14 protein-coding genes and 1 pseudogene are annotated in these 16,511 nt (G+C 61.5%); 8 read left to right on the top strand and 7 right to left on the bottom strand.

The window, feature by feature from the left end; translation table 11 throughout:
* Positions 1-11: 11 nt before the first annotated feature.
* Positions 12-824: an SDR family oxidoreductase gene (locus ACA065_RS05135; RefSeq protein WP_497693574.1), complete on the top strand. Its 813-nt coding sequence runs from the start codon at positions 12-14 to the stop codon at positions 822-824.
* Here the strand turns inward: ACA065_RS05135 and ACA065_RS05130 are convergent.
* Complete coding sequence (locus tag ACA065_RS05130) at positions 821-1,678, bottom strand: LysR family transcriptional regulator (protein WP_497693573.1); 858 nt, start codon at positions 1,676-1,678, stop codon at positions 821-823. The genes ACA065_RS05135 and ACA065_RS05130 overlap by 4 nt on opposite strands.
* 111 nt (positions 1,679-1,789) lie before the next feature.
* Between ACA065_RS05130 and ACA065_RS05125 the strand changes: the two genes are divergently transcribed.
* Together ACA065_RS05125 and ACA065_RS05120 are read left to right on the top strand one after the other, a co-directional pair.
* Positions 1,790-2,977: an MFS transporter gene (locus ACA065_RS05125; RefSeq protein WP_497693572.1), complete on the top strand. Its 1,188-nt coding sequence runs from the start codon at positions 1,790-1,792 to the stop codon at positions 2,975-2,977.
* Positions 2,977-3,378, top strand: a complete 402-nt coding sequence (locus ACA065_RS05120) for a DUF4440 domain-containing protein (RefSeq protein ID WP_497693571.1) — start codon at positions 2,977-2,979, stop codon at positions 3,376-3,378. The genes ACA065_RS05125 and ACA065_RS05120 overlap by 1 nt, the downstream gene beginning before the upstream one ends.
* Before the next feature lie 1,176 nt (positions 3,379-4,554).
* Here ACA065_RS05120 and ACA065_RS05115 read toward each other — a convergent pair.
* Genes ACA065_RS05115 through ACA065_RS05100 form a run of 4 tightly spaced genes read right to left on the bottom strand, consistent with a single transcriptional unit; the run spans position 4,555 to position 9,312 of the window.
* Complete coding sequence (locus tag ACA065_RS05115) at positions 4,555-5,415, bottom strand: efflux RND transporter periplasmic adaptor subunit (protein ID WP_497693570.1); 861 nt, start codon at positions 5,413-5,415, stop codon at positions 4,555-4,557.
* A gap of 10 nt (positions 5,416-5,425) precedes the next feature.
* Complete coding sequence (locus ACA065_RS05110; RefSeq protein ID WP_497693569.1) at positions 5,426-5,626, bottom strand: DUF1656 domain-containing protein; 201 nt, start codon at positions 5,624-5,626, stop codon at positions 5,426-5,428.
* Positions 5,616-7,793 carry an FUSC family protein gene (locus tag ACA065_RS05105; RefSeq protein WP_497693568.1) on the bottom strand — a complete coding sequence of 726 codons (2,178 nt, stop codon included), beginning with the start codon at positions 7,791-7,793 and terminating at the stop codon, positions 5,616-5,618. Before ACA065_RS05105 ends, ACA065_RS05110 begins: the two co-directional genes overlap by 11 nt.
* 10 nt (positions 7,794-7,803) lie before the next feature.
* Positions 7,804-9,312, bottom strand: a complete 1,509-nt coding sequence (locus ACA065_RS05100; RefSeq protein WP_497693567.1) for an efflux transporter outer membrane subunit — start codon at positions 9,310-9,312, stop codon at positions 7,804-7,806.
* A gap of 181 nt (positions 9,313-9,493) precedes the next feature.
* Between ACA065_RS05100 and ACA065_RS05095 the strand changes: the two genes are divergently transcribed.
* The 5 genes from ACA065_RS05095 to ACA065_RS05075 all read left to right on the top strand — a co-directional run bounded on the left by ACA065_RS05095 (position 9,494) and on the right by ACA065_RS05075 (position 14,955).
* Positions 9,494-10,462, top strand: coding sequence for a LysR family transcriptional regulator (locus ACA065_RS05095; RefSeq protein ID WP_053254489.1), 969 nt, complete (start codon positions 9,494-9,496; stop codon positions 10,460-10,462).
* A gap of 1,096 nt (positions 10,463-11,558) precedes the next feature.
* Positions 11,559-12,533 (top strand): 2-hydroxyacid dehydrogenase, encoded by a 975-nt coding sequence (locus ACA065_RS05090; protein ID WP_497693566.1) that lies wholly within the window; start codon positions 11,559-11,561, stop codon positions 12,531-12,533.
* Positions 12,534-12,714: 181 nt separating this feature from the next.
* Complete coding sequence (locus tag ACA065_RS05085; protein ID WP_497693565.1) at positions 12,715-13,617, top strand: chemotaxis protein CheV; 903 nt, start codon at positions 12,715-12,717, stop codon at positions 13,615-13,617.
* A gap of 3 nt (positions 13,618-13,620) precedes the next feature.
* Positions 13,621-14,103: a GNAT family N-acetyltransferase gene (locus ACA065_RS05080; RefSeq protein ID WP_497693564.1), complete on the top strand. Its 483-nt coding sequence runs from the start codon at positions 13,621-13,623 to the stop codon at positions 14,101-14,103.
* 108 nt (positions 14,104-14,211) lie between these two features.
* Positions 14,212-14,955 (top strand): YkgJ family cysteine cluster protein, encoded by a 744-nt coding sequence (locus ACA065_RS05075; protein WP_497693563.1) that lies wholly within the window; start codon positions 14,212-14,214, stop codon positions 14,953-14,955.
* 10 nt (positions 14,956-14,965) lie between these two features.
* Here the strand turns inward: ACA065_RS05075 and ACA065_RS05070 are convergent, their stop codons facing one another.
* Positions 14,966-16,111 carry a transporter substrate-binding domain-containing protein gene (locus tag ACA065_RS05070; protein ID WP_497693562.1) on the bottom strand — a complete coding sequence of 382 codons (1,146 nt, stop codon included), beginning with the start codon at positions 16,109-16,111 and terminating at the stop codon, positions 14,966-14,968.
* A 146-nt stretch (positions 16,112-16,257) separates the two neighbouring features.
* A pseudogene (locus ACA065_RS05065) lies at positions 16,258-16,458 on the bottom strand (methyl-accepting chemotaxis protein); the annotation flags it as partial.
* Between the last annotated feature and the right edge of the window lie 53 nt (positions 16,459-16,511).

Below are 16,511 nucleotides of genomic sequence, written 5' to 3'. Positions count from 1 at the left end.
AGGATTGATCCATGCCCAACGTACTGATCACGGGTTGCTCCAGCGGCATTGGCCGCGCGCTGGCTGACGCGTTCAAGTCCGCAGGCTTCGACGTGTGGGCCAGCGCCCGCCGCGAAGAAGACGTGGCCGCCCTCGCCGCCGCAGGCTTCAACGCGGTGAAGCTGGACGTCAACGACAGCAGCGCCTTGCAGCACCTGGCCGAGCAATGGGGCGAGCTGGATGTATTGATCAACAACGCCGGCTATGGCGCCATGGGCCCGCTGCTCGACGGCGGCACCGAGGCGATGCAGCGCCAGTTCCAAACCAATGTATTTTCCATCGTCGGCGTCACCCAGGCGCTGTTCCCCGCGCTGCGTCGCGCTAAAGGCCTGGTGGTGAATATCGGCAGCGTTTCCGGAGTGCTGGTCACGCCATTTGCCGGTGCTTATTGCGCGTCGAAAGCGGCGGTGCACGCCTTGAGCGATGCCTTGCGCATGGAGCTGGCACCGTTTGGTGTGCGGGTATTGGAAGTGCAACCGGGGGCCATCGATACCCACTTTGCGAAAAGCGCCGGGGCCCAGGCCGAGTTGTTGATCAACGAGCAGTCGCCATGGTGGCCGTTGCGCGAAGGCATTCGCGCGCGCTCCCAGGCCTCGCAAAACAACCCGACCTCGGCCGAGCGATTTGCGGCTCAAGTGCTCAAGGCTGTGCAACAGTCAAAGCCGCCACGGCTGTTGCGTGCAGGCAATGGCTGCCGGGCGTTGCCGTTGATGGCGGCGCTGCTGCCCAAGGCATTGCTGGAGAAGGTGTTGAAGAAACGCTTTGGCCTGACGGGCTCACTCTAACCCTTCATAAAATCAATAAACGCCCGCACCTTCAGCGGCAAATGCCGCGTATCCGGGTACATAGCGTAGATCCCCTGCGGCGCAAAGCGATGGTCGTCCAACAGCCGCACCAGCCGCCCCGCGTCCAAGTCAGCCTGCACCAGCCATTGCGGCAATACCGCCACGCCATGGCCGCACACGGCAAACGCCTGGAGCACGGACGCGCTGTCGGCCACCAGCGCCGTAGGGCCGGAGCGATATTGGTGCTCGCCACCCGCCGGGTCGGTCACGCTCAGTTCGGTTAAACGGCCATGGCCCAATTTGGGCACCTGTTCCAACGCATCCAGCGTTTGCACCCCGGCAAACTCCGGCGCCGCCACCGCAAATACTTCGAAGGTAGACAACTGCACCGCGCGGTGGTTGGAGTCGAGCAGGCGCCCTAGTCGAATCGCCACATCAAAGCGCTCCGAGATCAAATCGGCGTGGGTGGAGGATGTGGATAAGTGAATGTTCAGGTCCGGGTGCAAGCGGCGGAAGGCTTCCACCGCCGGGGCCACCACCGCCAGCGCGTACTCCACGGTGGTGGTGATGCGCAACGTGCCTTTGAGCTGGGCATGTTCGGAGCGCGCCTCCTCCACCGCCAGGCGTGCTTCTTCGAGCATGCGCGTACAGCGCAGGTAGAAGCGTTCGCCGGCGTCGGTCAGCGCCAGTTGGCGGGTGCTGCGGGTCAGCAGCGTGACGCCCAATTCTGCTTCGAGCCGCTTGAGGTTGAAGCTGACCACGGCGCGGGTCTGGCCCAGCAGGTCCGCCGCGGCGGTGAGCGAGCCGGCTTCTACTACAGCCTTGAAGGTGTCGAATCGGTCCAGGCTGACCATCGGCCGCGCCCTCCTTTGTCAAAATATTTTTGACAAACTAACAGGCAAACCGACGTATCCCAAACCCTGCACGCGACCTACCCTGCCCGCTTCATTCGCAGGATCGCGTCCATGACCTACCGCTCGAAAGTCGCCTGGATCTTTTTACTGGGTTTCGCCCTGGACCTGGTGAACATGTTTGTCGCCACAGTCGCCTACCCGGATATCGCCCGCGAACTCCACGCCTCGGTCACGCAATTGGCCTGGATCAGTAACGCCTACATGCTCGGGCTGACCGTGATCATTCCCTTGAGCGTGTGGCTGGCGGCGCTTCTGGGCGAGCGAACGCTGATCGCGGCGAGCCTGCTGTTGTTCGCGGGGGCTTCGCTGATGGTGGGCCAGGCGGGTTCAATCGAAACGCTGATCGGCTGGCGAGCGCTGCAAGGCTTGGGTGGCGGGCTGTTGATTCCCGTGGGCCAGGCCATGGCGTACCGGCACTATCCAGCGGCACAACGCAGCCAATTGACGGCGCGGGTGATGTCGGTGGCGCTGCTGGTGCCGGCGCTGTCGCCGGCGTTGGGCGGGTTGATCGTCGACAGCCTGTCGTGGCGCTGGATCTTCTACGCCAACCTGCCGCTGGCGTTGCTCACGCTGCTGCTCGCGCTGCTGTGGATAAAACCTGACGCCCCTGCAACGGTGCGCCCGGCCTTGGACGTGGGCAGCATTTTCAAACAGATCAGCAGCCCGATGCTGCGCGTGGCAATGCTGATCTACCTGTTCATTCCCGGCGTGTTTATCGGCACCAGCCTGATCGCCATCCTCTACCTGCGCGGCCTGGGCTACGACGCCACGCGCACCGGCGCACTGATGTTGCCGTGGGCGCTGGCGTCGGCACTGGCGATTTTCCTGAGCAAAAAGCTGTTCAACCGCTGCGGCCCCAAACCCTTGCTGCTGGCGGGCATGGTGCTGCAATGTGTCGGCATCCTGCTGCTGATAAAACCCGAACCGGCCGTGATCATTCTTGCCTACACGTTGATGGGCCTGGGCGGCAGCCTGTGCAGCAGCACCGCGCAGCCCCTGGCGTTTCTGGACATTCGCGCCGAGCGCATGGGCCACGCCAGCGCGTTGTGGAATATCAATCGGCAAGTGAGTTTTTGCCTCGGCGCGGCGGCACTCAGTGCGTTGTTGTCGGCCTTGGATTCATTCGCCATAACCTTCACGATAGCGGCAGCCCTGACACTGCTGCCCCTCTTTGCAGTGCTGCGCCTGGATGCGTCCAGAGTCCGCACGCTGCTTCACCCTGCCAGCGAGCCCCAGTGATGATTGATTACAGCGTTTTTTTTGAAGAAGTGACCCAGACCCACGTCGAGATCGAGCAATGGTTTGCCGGCGTTGCGCCTGAGGGCACCCTGGAAACGTTGCTTGCGCGCTTCTCACCCGAATTCAGCATGGTCGCGCCTGCCACTGGCACACGGGTGAATGCGGCCGGGGTCAAGGCGCTGTTCACGCGCCTTGGCGGTATGCGCCCGGGCTTGAAAATCACCTTGAGTGAAATGGCCGGGATCGACCGCCATGCACGCGGCGCCACGGTGACTTACCGCGAACATCAGATCGATGACAGCGGCACGCAGACCGATCGCCGCGCCACCGTGGTGTTTGAAAAACAGGCCAGCGGCGCGCTGCTGTGGCGCCACTTGCATGAAACCTTCATCAAGGCCTGATGCGGTCAAAACTGTGGGAGATGGTTTGCCTGCGATAGGCATATGCATCTACGCAACTTTTTGTGTGGCATTAGGCCTGTGGCGGGTTTAGGTAGATTGAGTACATATCCGTTGCTGCGGTAACGGCTTCGTATGGTTCCGCTCTTACAGCGGGTCACTTTTGGCAAACGCCCCAAAAGTAACCAAAAGGTCTTTGCCCCACCACTCGGTGCCTCGCCTAGGCTCGGCATGCCCTCACTCCGGCTTGAATCCGTGGGCCGCCGCGATGGGCCATCCTTGGCCCAGCGCGGCTAACCCGGCGTCCTGCCGGGTTACCCACGGATTCAAGCCTGCGTTCGGCCATCGTGGTTAACGGGGCCTGTCAGATCAAGATCAAAATCTACAGCACGGCGGCCTAGTAGCCGACCTGAGTGGTTGAAGCAAAAGCAGGGCAAAAACAGGGCAAAAGCAGAGCTGTTTTTCTGTGGGAGCTGGCTTGCCTGCGATGCAGACACCTCGGTACATCAGGTACACCGAGTTGATGCCTTCGCAGGCAAGCCAGCTCCCACATTGACCGAGTACACACACATCTACCTGATGTACTGAGCTCAAAATGTGGGAGCGGGCTTGCTCGCGAATGCGGTGGGCCAGTTACAAATAAGCTGACTGACACACCGCATTCGCGAGCAAGCCCGCTCCCACAATTAGACCGAGAACAGCTTCAGTAAACAGGTCGGCTGCCAGGCCGCCTTGGCTTTGCTTTTGATTCAACCACTCAGGTCGGCTACTAGGCCGCCGTGCTGTAGATCTTGATCTTGATTTTGATCTTAGGCGCCCCGTTAAACCACGCTGGCCGAACGCAGGCTTTGGAGCGGGGGTAAACCGGCAGGACGCCGGTTTAGCCGCGATGGGCCAAGGATGGCCCATGGCGGCGGCCCCCGCTCCAAAGCCTGCGTGAGGGCACACCGAGCCTAGGCGAGGGGCCGAGTGGTGGGGCAAGAGCCTTTTGGTTACTTTTGGGCTCTTTTCAAAAGTGACCCGCTGTAAGAGCGGAACCAATAGTCGCCATCACCGAAATAACGGATATGCACCCAGCGCCCCCCACGACAACCACAGCACTCAACCCGAAAAAAATATGTGTAGATACCTATGGCCATCGCAGGCAAGCCAGCTCCCACACAAGCCAGTTCCCACCGTTTAGTTTTGCGTCGGGTTGACGATGACAGTGCAGGTAATGCCCGCTGCCAACAACACGCCGTCGGGCACTTCATCAATGTGAATCCGCACCGGCACACGCTGAGCCAGGCGCACCCAATTGAAGGTCGGGTTCACGTCCGCAATCAGCTCGCGGCTCTCGGGGTTGTCACGGTCGTAGATACCGCGCGAGATGCTTTCCACATGGCCCTTGAGCGTCTCGCCACTCATCAATTGCATATCGGCCTTGTCCCCCACCTTGACGTGCGGCAGCTTGGTTTCTTCGAAGAAGCCATACACCCAGAACGAGTTCATATCGACCACGGCCATCTTGGCCTCGCCGATGCGCGCGTAGTCACCACGGTGCACATTAAGGTTGGTGACATAGCCGTCCACTGCCGCCACTACCTGGGTGCGCTTGAGGTTGAGTTCAGCCGCCTCCAGTTGCGCCAGCGCATGTTGGTAATCGGCGAGGGCCGAGTCGGCGATGTTGCTGGCGTCGTCGCGGTTCTCCTTGGAGATCACCAGGGCGTCGAGGTCAGCGCGGCGGTGGGCATTGACCTTGCGCATCTCCCACGTCGCTTTGCGCGAGGCCACCAGCGATTGCGCCTGCTTGACCGCGATGCGGTAGTGCTCGGGGTCGATTTGCATCAGCAGGTCGCCCTTCTTCACCAACTGGTTGTCACGCACCGGCACATCCACCACTTCGCCGGTGACGTCGGCCGCCACGTTGATGATATCGGCGCGCACACGGCCGTCGCGGGTCCACGGCGTTTGCATGTAATGCACCCACAATGTGCGGCCAATCCAGATCGCCAAAGCCAATACCAGCAAAGTCGCGAGCAGGCTGAAAAACTTTTTCATCGGGGCATTCTCAACGATAGACGCTCAGCGCCAAGGCGCCGAACAAGCAAACGAACAGGCTCAGGCGCAGCAACGCCGGGTGCCAGAAAAATCGGTACAGGTCGAACCCGGCCAGGAAGCGATCAAGCGCCCAGGCCAACCCCGCCGCGATCAAAAACATCAGGGTCATGGTCGGCATGTAGACGCCGTGGAAGGCGATTTCACGAGGCATGCGGGGCTCCTTTGAGGGCCGCCAGGGGCGATTGCGGGTCGAGCAGCGAGGTGCGAATAAAGTGCAGGTAGCTTTTCACCCGGCGCAGGGCCGAGGTGTCAAAGTGCGGGGCGAAGGGTTCGTCGGTGGCCTGCACGCGGCTGATCGCATGGTCGACGGCAATCAGGCCGCGCTCCAGGTTGCTCGCGCTCGGCTGCAAAAACAGCCGCACCAGCGAGCGGCCCATCACGCGGATCGCCTGGCGCCACGGCTGGGATTCGGCATACGCCGGGTGCACCGGCAAGATCGCCTGCTCCTTGCGCAGCTCGATGATCGCGTGGCCGACTTCCAGCACCACGAACATCCAGCGCAGCAAATCGCGCTGCACGTGCGGCTGGCCGACGGCGAGGCCGTAGGCCTGGTGCAGCAGGTCGCGGGTGCGGCTTTCAAAACTCGACGCCAGGCCCTTGAGCTTGCCGCTGATCGCATACACCACCTGCTCGCGCAGGTCCTGTTCCAGGCGGCGCCACAACCAGCGGCTGTTCGGCGGCAGGATGATCGCCCCCGCCGCCGCACACACCAGCATGCCGATGACCATGGCGATGTAGTCGTTGATAAACGTGTAGGGGTTGTAGACGGTGAGGTTGTCGGGCACCGAGCCGGTGCTGAAGAAGATCAGCAGGCCGACGCCAACACCGGCGTATTGCGGGCGTGAGGCGAGGAACGAGCCAAAGATGATCACCGGCGCGAGCATCACGCACAGCAGCGGGAAGCCGTCGATCCAGGGGAACACGAAGAACATTTCGACAAAGCCCACCAACGCGCCGATCAAGGTGCCGCAGGCCATCTGGAACGCCATGCGTTTGGGGTTAGGTGTGGCGGCGGACAAGCCCACGGTGGCGGCAGCGATCAGGGTCATGGTCGCGCCGCTCGGCCACGCCGTGGCGACCCAATAACTGCCGAGCACGATCAGGATAAATGAGGCGCGAATGCCGGACGCGGCGCAGGCCAGCCAGTTGGTTTTGGGGGTATACGTTTCGTCCCACTGCTCGCGCGCGTGGCTGTGGTCGGCGAGGGAAGCGTGGGTCAACGCGTAGTTGTGCAGGTCGTCGACAAAGCGGTAAAGCAACTCGTAGGCGGTATGGAAATCCAACTGCTCGGCTTCGCTCGGGTTGCCCTCCTGGAAGCTCGCGCGCAGGCTGCGCACCTTGGCGGGCAAGCCGTCTTTATAGGCGCTGAGTTGGTTGACCAACCGCGCAGCGTCGGGGCTGGTGAGGGCGCGGCCAGAGAAACCATCCAATACTTCAGCGAGGTCTTGCAGGCCGGGTTTGATTGCGGCGACGACGTGATCGGCCGCATCCGTGCGCAGCCGCTCAAGCAACTGGTGCAAGGCGTTGAAGCGCGTGGTGATGCTCATGAATTCGCTGTTGAGGCGACTGAGCCGGCCGTTCCTTCGGCGCATATGCGGGTCTTCAAACACGGTGACGCTGCGCAGCCCTTCCAGGCCCACGGCTTCGGCGATAAAGCGTACGTTACTGGCTTCGAACCCTTCACGCTGGCTGCGCCCACGTAGGCCATCGGTGACGAACAGCGCAAACACGCCAAAGCGCTGATACAAGGCATTGCGCATCGCGGCGCTGCTGGTTTGCGGCAGGATCGCGGCGCTGACCACGGTGGAGCAAAGAATCCCCAGGGAGATCTCCAGCACGCGCCACACGGCCGCCATAAAGGCCCCGTCCGGGTGCGCGAGGGCAGGCAAACCAACCATCGCCGCCGTGTAGCCGGCCAACACAAACCCATAGGCGCGAAAGTTGCGATTGCGCGTCGCACCGGCCGTGCAAATGCCCACCCAGATCGCCAGCGCGCCAAGAAACAACTCGGTGTTCTGCGCAAACAAGGCGATCAACAAGACCATCACCGCCGAGCCTGCCAAGGTGCCGAGGAAGCGATAGAAGCTCTTGGCGAACACCTGGCCGCTCTGCGGTTGCATCACGATAAACACCGTGATCATCGCGGTGCGTGGTTGCGGCAGTTCCAGGCGCATCGCCAGCCACAGCGTGAGGAACGCGGCGATCAACACCTTGAAGATATACACCCAGGTCACGCCATCGCTGCGTGCCCAGTCGAAAAAACCACGGCGCCACTCCAGGGAGTGCAACCAGCGCAGCGGTGCAGGCAAGGGCGTCATCAAATCCTACTCAGTGATCAAATACGGCCAGCGCCGCCGGGGTTTTGCTTGGGAGGGTTTTGCCCGGCTGCGGGCTGTCGTTGCCGGCGCCAAGGCCGCCGCCCAGCGCCGTGACCAGCTCGGCATGCGCGCTCAGGCGCGCGGCCTGCACCTGTTGCTCGATTTGCTGCTGGCGGAACAGCAGCGTCTGGGCATTCAGTACGTTGAGGTAATCGGTGAGCCCGCGCTGGTAGGCGATCATCGCGATGTCGTAGGTTTTCTGCGCCGAGGCCACCGACTGCGCGGCGAAGGCCGACTGCTTGCCCATGGATTCGCGACGGATCAACTGATCGCTGATGCCCTTGAGCGCGTTGACCAAGGTCTGGTTGTACTTGGCCACGGCGATGTCATAACCGGCGCTGGCTTCGCCCAGTTGGCCACGCAAACGGCCGCCATCGAAGATCGGCAAGGTGATCGCCGGGCCAACGTTGTAGTTGAGTTTCTCGCCGCTGAGAAATCCCAGCATGGCACCGCCGGTGGCCATGTAGCCGAGGCTGCCGACCAGGTCGACGTTGGGGTAGAAACCGGCGTGGGCGACGTCGATACCACGCGCCTGGGCGGCGACTTGCCAACGGCTGGCAACCACGTCCGGGCGTTGGCCGAGCAATTGCGCGGGCAAGCTCGAGGGTAATTTCAGTGGCGCGGCGAGGGACAAACTCGGGCGTTGCAACTGCGCGCCCTCACCCGGGCCTTTGCCCGCCAATGCCGCCAGTTGGTTACGGCTCAAGGCAATTTCTTCGTCCAGGGCATCCAACTGGCGATGGGTTTCCGGCAACGGCGTTTCGGCCTGGCTGACGTCGAAGTGCGTGCCGATCCCGGCGTTCAGGCGTTTGTTGGCCAGGTCGAGAATCTGCTGTTGCTGGGCCAGCGTGGCCGCGACGATATCGCGATTGGCGTAGTGCAACGACAGCTGGATATAGGCGCGCACCACGTTGTTTTGCAATTCAAGCTGGGCCTGGCGCGCTTCGGCGGCGCTCATATGCGCCAGGTCGACGGCGCGCTCAGTGGCATTGCTCTCGCGGCCCCACAGGTCGAGGGCATAACTCAGGCCCAGGGACGAATTGTTGTCCCAGGTAGTCGTTCCGCTCAACTCGCCCGGCCCGTAGAACTGATCCTTCGGCCAGTTATGGCGCTTGAGCGTGGTGTCACTGCTGATCTGCAGCGACTCGGCCGACTCGGCAAACCCGGCCATGGCCCGCGCTTCGCGCACCCGTGCAGCGGCCATGGCCAGGCTCGGACTGTTTTGCGTGGCAGTTTCCACCCAGCGGTTCAGCTGCAGGTCGCCGTAGGCTTGCCACCATTGCGCGGTGGGCCAGTGGGCGTCCTGGGCGGCGTGTTGAATCGCTTCGTCGGTGGCCAGGGTATTGGCGTTGAGGGCCTGGCTTTGGGGGGCGATTCCTCCGGTTCCGATGCAGCCGCTGATTGCTAACGATAAGGTCCAAATACTGAGAGCCTTCAGCTCTCTGCTGATGCGCGGCACGGCAAGCGTATTCCTGAGGTGGTATTGCGGGAAGGTGGCGCAATTCTAGGGGGCGCAATGGAGGACGATAAGCTGGCATTCCTGTGAATCTTTGTTACCGTTCAGGCGATAATCCGTTGGTAGGGATCACTGGACGGCGTAACTTTCTGTCACAATTTGCTATCTCCCCTGAGAACACTCCATGGACACTTTGCAAAACATGCGCGCCTTCAGTTGCGTGGCCGAAGCCGGCAGCTTCACCGCCGCCGCCGTGCAACTGGACACCACCACTGCGAACGTCTCGCGCGCGGTCTCCAACCTTGAGGCCCATCTGCAAACCCGCTTGCTCAACCGCACCACTCGCCGCATCGCGCTGACCGAGGCCGGTAAACGTTATTTGCTGCGCTGCGAGCAGATCCTCGCCTACGTCGAGGAAGCCGAGGCCGAAGCCAGCGACGCCCACGCCCGTCCGGCCGGGCAGTTGAAAGTGCACACCATGACCGGCATCGGCCAGCACTTCGTGATCGACGCGATTGCCCGTTACCGCCGTACCCACCCCGACGTGACCTTCGACCTGACCCTGGCCAACCGCGTGCCGGACCTGCTCGACGAGGGCTACGACGTGTCCATCGTGCTGGCCAGTGAACTGCCGGACTCGGGGTTCGTGTCGCAGCGTTTGGGCATTACTTACAGCATCGCGTGTGCTTCGCCGGATTACGTCAAGGCCAAGGGCTGCGCGCAGCGGCCCCAGGATTTGCTTAACCACGCCTGCCTGCGTTTGGTGAGCCCGGTGATCCAGCTGGATAAGTGGACCTTCAACGGGCCTGAAGGCCAGGAAAGTGTGGCGATCAATACGTCGCCGTTTCTGGTCAATTCGGCGGATGCGATGAAAACGGCGATCACCAGTGGCATGGGTGTCGGTCTGTTGCCGGTGTATGCGGCTATCGAGGGGTTGCGTAACGGCACGTTGGTGCGGGTGATGCCGACCTATCGTTCGCAGGAGCTGAACCTGTACGCCATCTACCCGTCGCGCCAGTACCTGGATGCGAAGATCAAGACGTGGGTCGAATACTTGCGCGGGTCGTTGCCGGAGATTTTGGCGGCGCATCAGGCGGAGTTGGTGGCTTATGAGTTGAGTGGCAGCCTTAGTGGGGCGCGGTTGGCTAACTGAGTTGGGATGCTGGGTGGCGGGTGGGTTGAGTACATATCCGTTATTTGGGTGATGGCTGAGATTGGTTCCGCTCTTACAGCGGGTCACTTTTGGAAAAGAGCCCCAAAAGTAACCAAAAGGGCTCTTGCCCCACCACTCGGCACCTCGCCTAGGCTCGGTGTGCCCTCACGCAGGCTTTGGAGCGGGGGCCGCCGCGATGGGCCATCCTTGGCCCAGCGCGGCTAAACCGGCGTCCTGCCGGTTTACCCCCGCTCCAAAGCCTGCGTTCGGCCAGCGTGGTTAACGGGGCGCCTAAGATCAAAATCAAGATCAAAAGCAAGAGCACGGCGGCCTAGTAGCCGACCTGAGTGGTTAGATCAAAAGCGAAAGCGAGGCGGCCTGACAGCCGACCTGTTTACTGAAGCTGTTCTCGGTCTAATTGTGGGAGCGGGCTTGCTCGCGAATGCGGTGTGTCAGTCAGCTTATTTGTAACTGGCCCACCGCATTCGCGAGCAAGCCCGCTCCCACATTTTGAGCTCAGTACATCAGGTAGATGTGTGTACTCGGTCAAAGGTGGGAGCTGGCTTGCCTGCGATGGCATCAACTCGGTGTACCTGATGTACCGAGGTGTCTGCATCGCAGGCAAGCCAGCTCCCACAGAAAAGCAGATCTGCTCTTGCCCTGTTTTTGCCCTGCTTTTGCTTCAACCACTCAGGTCGGCTACTAGGCCGCCGTGCTGTAGATTTTGATCTTGATCTGACAGGCCCCATTAACCACGATGGCCGCACGCAGGCTTGAATCCGTGGGTAACCCGGCAGGACGCCGGGTTAGCCGCGCTGGGCCAAGGATGGCCCATCGCGGCGGCCCACGGATTCAAGCCGGAGTGAGGGCATGCCGAGCCTTAGCGAGGCACCGAGTGGTGGGGCAAAGACCTTTTGGTTACTTTTGGGGCGTTTGCCAAAAGTGACTCGCTGTAAGAGCGAAACCATAGGTGGCCGTTACCGCAGCAACGGATATGTACCCCGACCAAGACACCACCCTCGGCCCCAACCTGACAATCCCCCCCAGGAATGTTAGCGTGCTTAGTATTCTCCCGTAGTCGATGAGCCCGCCTGCAATGAAAAAGACCGTCCTTGCCTTCAGCCGCGTCACCCCCGAGATGATCGAACGCCTGCAACAGGACTTCGAGGTGATCGCCCCCAACCCCAAGCTGGGCGACATCAACGCGCAATTCAACGAAGCCCTGCCCCACGCCCACGGTTTGATCGGCGTAGGCCGCAAGTTGGGCCGCGCGCAGCTCGAACGCGCGAGCAAACTGGAAGTGGTCTCCAGCGTGTCGGTGGGCTACGACAACTACGACGTGCCGTACTTCAACGAGCGCGGGATCATGCTCACCAACACCCCCGACGTACTCACCGAAAGCACCGCCGACCTGGCGTTCGCCCTGCTGATGAGCAGCGCACGCCGCGTGGCCGAACTCGATGCATGGACCAAGGCCGGCCAGTGGAAAGCCAGCGTCGGCGCGCCGTTGTTCGGTTGCGATGTACACGGCAAAACCCTCGGCATCGTCGGCATGGGCAACATCGGTGCAGCCATCGCCCGTCGCGGGCGCCTGGGTTTCAGCATGCCGATCCTGTACAGCGGCAACAGCCGCAAGACGCAACTTGAGCAGGAGCTGGGCGCGCAGTTCCGCAGCCTGGACCAGTTGTTGGCCGAGGCGGACTTCGTGTGCCTGGTGGTGCCGTTGAGCGACAAGACCCGCCACCTGATCAGCACCCGCGAACTGGGCCTGATGAAATCCAGCGCGACCCTGATCAACATTTCCCGTGGCCCGGTGGTAGACGAGCCGGCGTTGATCGAAGCCCTGCAAACCCAGAAAATCCGCGGTGCCGGGCTGGATGTGTATGAGCAGGAACCGCTGGCGGAATCGCCGTTGTTCCAACTGAGCAACGCGGTGACCTTGCCGCACATCGGCTCGGCCACCCATGAAACCCGCGAAGCCATGGCCAATCGCGCCCTGGACAACCTGCGCAGCGCCTTGCTGGGCCAGCGCCCGCAGGACTTGGTGAACCCACAGGTCTGGAAGGGCTGACGCATTCCCCCTGTGGGAGCGGGCTTGCTCGCGAAGGCGATGGGTCAGTCTAAACATTCAGTGCCTGACACACTGTCTTCGCGAGCAAGCCCGCTCCCACATAAATACGGTTAAAGCCTGGCCGTGTGAAGTCGATAACCTTCCATAGAAGATCGTCTTCCCTGATCCACAGAAGGTTTTTATGTCCACCACCAAAGCCCGCGCAGATTCACTTTCGCTTCTGCTCTTTACCTTGCGCAGCGGCAAGCTGATGGCCATCAACCTGCTGAAAGTCAGTGAAATCATCCCCTGCCCGCCGCTGACCAAGCTGCCGGAGTCCCACCCACACGTCAAAGGCATCGCCACGCTGCGCGGTGCGTCGCTGTCGGTGATCGACCTGAGCCGTGCCCTGGGCGAAATGCCCCTGCAAGACCCGAATGGCGGCTGCCTGATCGTCACCGACGTCAGCCGCTCCAAGCAGGGCCTGCATGTGCAGGCGGTGAGCAAGATCGTGCACTGCCTGACCACCGATATCCGCCCGCCGCCGTATGGCTCCGGCGGTAATCGCTCGTTCATCACCGGGGTCACCCAGGTCGAAGGCGGGCTGGTGCAGGTGCTGGATATCGAAAAGGTCATCCACGGCATCGCCCCGGCGCCGGTTGAAGCGGCGCCGACCGACCTGACCATGGAAGAGGCCGAAGTACTCGGTAATGCGCGGATTCTGGTGGTGGATGACAGCCAGGTCGCCCTGCAGCAGTCGGTGCACACCCTGCGCAATCTCGGCCTGACCTGCCATACCGCGCGCAGTGCCAAGGAAGCCATCGACGTGCTGCTGGAGCTGCAAGGCACGGCCCAGCAGATCAACGTGCTGGTCTCGGACATCGAAATGTCCGAAATGGACGGTTACGCCCTCACCCGCACGCTGCGCGAAACCCCGGACTTCCAGGAACTTTACGTGCTGTTGCACACCTCCCTGGACAGCGCGATGAACAGCGAAAAGGCGCGCCTGGCCGGTGCCGATTCGGTGCTCACCAAGTTCTCCTCGCCCGAACTGACCAAATGTCTGGTCATCGCTGCGCAAACCGTGGCGCAAAAGGGCCTGTAGCCGGTGGCGGAATACTTCCAACTGCTGCGCCGCGACCTCACCGCCAGCCTGCCCGCGCCGCAGTGGCCGGCGGGTACGCGGCTGGATCATTACCGCGCGGAGCTGGCACCAGCGATTCATGCCGTGTTGCGCATGGCCCAGGATCAAGGCGGTGGCCGCGTCGCCAGCCTGGAGCAATGGCAACACCAGTTCATCACGGATGCCGAGTTCGACCCCACGCTGTGCCTGGTGGCCAGTAACGGCGACGGCATCCTCGGCGTGGCCCAATGCTGGACCAGCGCGTTTATCAAAAACCTCTCCATACACCCGTGCGCCCAAGGCCAGGGGCTGGGCCGCGCCTTGTTGCTGCACACCTTTGAGGTGTTCAAGCAACGCGGCGAACCCTACGTGGACCTCAAGGTGCGCGAGAGCAACCTGCGCGCCCGGCAACTGTATGAAAGCGCCGGCATGGTGTTTGTGCTGCGCGATGTGGTGCCCGAGGACTGACAGGCACTGGCGCATAACTTGCTTTGCAAGAACCTGGACAGTGCATAGAGGCAAAAACCCGTCACTGTTCAAGAGTACCCTCTGACCTTGCCTGGTGACAGATCCTCCATGAACACTCACTTTTCCTGCGTGGGTTGCGGCAAATGCTGCACCGACCATCATGTGCCCCTGACCCTCGAAGAGGCCCGGCAGTGGGCGGCTGACGGCGGTAACGTCATCGTTCTGGTGGAGGGGTTCCTCGGCAACGGCCTGGGCTTGCCCGTGCAACAACGCGAACACGCCGAACGCCGCTCGGTCGTGGTGCCAAGCGGCAGCACCGAAGCATTTGTGGCAATTACCTTTGCCGCTTACAACGCCGGGCGCTGCCGGAATCTTGACGAAGACAACCGTTGCGGCATTTACGAGCGTCGCCCGCTGGTGTGTCGCATCTATCCGATGGAAATCAACCCACATATCCCACTGAACCCAGCGGCCAAAGACTGCCCGCCGGAGTCCTGGGAGCAAGGCCCGGCGTTGATCGTCGGTGGCGAGTTGATGGACCAGGAATTGGCAGAATTGATCCGCCGCTCGCGCCAGGCCGACCGCGATGACGTGCAGACCAAAGAGGCGGTGTGCGCCTTGCTGGGCATTCGCACCACCGCGCTCAAAGGCGATGGGTTTACCGCGTACTTGCCGGATATGAACGCTTTTGCCCAGGCGATCGAGTTGGCCATTGATCAGCCGCGCGCGGCCAATGAGTGGGTGTTTCATGTGTCCGGCATGGACATCGCCGAACAACTGCTGGATGCCGGCGCCCAGATCGCAACCCAGGTGCCGGCCAACTACGTGTTTATTTCATTGCGGGCCTCTTAGGCGCGCGGGCTTAAGGAATGGCCACGCACTCGATTTCGATCCGAGCATTGGCTAACAGCTTGCCGGCGAAGGTCGTGCGCGTAGGAAGGCGGTCGGCTTGGAAGTAGCTGGCATAGACTTTGTTCATCGCGGCAAACTCCTTGATGTCGGCAAGAATCACCATGCATTTGGCCACCCTGTCCATGCCCACGCCGTTTTTCTTCAGCGTGTTGCGCAGGGTCTCCAGCGCCTGCGCGGTTTCTGCACTAATGCCGCCGCGTACCAGCTTGCCGTTTTTATCCAGCCCCAGCAGCCCTGAAACGTAGAGGGTTTGCCCTTCTACTCGTACGGTTTCCGAAAATGGCAAACCACCGTCTGCCGGGGTGAATATCATCTTGGCCGCTTCAGGCTTGCCTGATACCGGGGCCAGATAAGGCTGGGTAATGGCCGCGTACTTGCCATTGTCTTTCAGACGCTGCAGCGCTTTGTTCAGCGCCGCCGTCAATTCAGGGTCGGTTTTGCGCGTAGCGATGGCGGGGCCGCTGCCCAACAACTCATCCTTGATCGCCGGTCCGGCAAAGGCAAATGCTCTGCCCTGAGGGGTGTTCAGCAACGCCTCGCGAATCTCAATGGTGTCTTGCAAGGTCGCGTCCAACTCCCCGGCCAGCAAGCTTTTGATCAATTCGGCATTGAGGTTGAAGCTACGTACCTGCACCCCTTGCGGTGCCCACCGCGCCATGGCATAGGCGGCCCGGCTGGTGCCCGTCAATACGCCCACGCGTTTGCCCCTGAGCGCGTTGGGTTCTGGCAGCAGGTTGGAACCCACGGCGGCGACCAACCGGCTTTCAAGGGCATACAGTGGGTCGGTAAAGTCGACTATTTCACGCCGGGGCGGCGTCGCGGTCATCGGCATGATCGCGTCGAAGTGCTTGGCCTGGAGCGCCGCAATATTGGTTGCATAAGGCTGATCGACCCACACGCAACGCGCGTTGAGTTCAGCACACAGCGCGTTACCCAGCTCTATATCCAACCCCGCCAGCTGGCCCTGCGCATTGCGGTATTCAAATGGCGGCACATCCGCCTCGACCCCAAACCGAATTTCGCTCCATGGGTTGGCGGGAGGCGGGGAAACGGCACACCCACTGCCTGCGAACATCATCAAAGCAAGCGTCAACATTCTTATTGCCTTAGTCATAAACCTGTCCTGTGCAAAAGTGATGTGAGGCATTCGGGCTCAATCACTCATGGCCCAAACGCCCACAGCGTTTTAACAAGCACTAACTGGTCTTTAACTACGACACGCCTGTTTATTAAGTAGGAAAATTCCCAAATGTGATAGTAGACGGCTTTTGGCTCTAGCGCCGGCTGATGCCAGCCAAGCAATTCATCGCAGCTATAGCCGCAAACGTCGATAAAGTCCCGGTTGGCATAGGTAATCGCGCTGGCCAGGTCGGTGGTCGAGAAGCTATTGGCGTCAGGAGCAAAGTCCACATCTGGACCGGTAACCGGCAGATTGATCTTCATGGAGAAGCGCGCTCGTCATTATTGGAGGAGTCGGCAGGGCGTCGACCCTAAGC

Source organism: Pseudomonas sp. LBUM1640, from assembly GCF_059716225.1.
The sequence above is the reverse complement of the archived record's forward strand: the minus strand, read 5'-3'. Positions and strand labels throughout refer to the sequence as shown.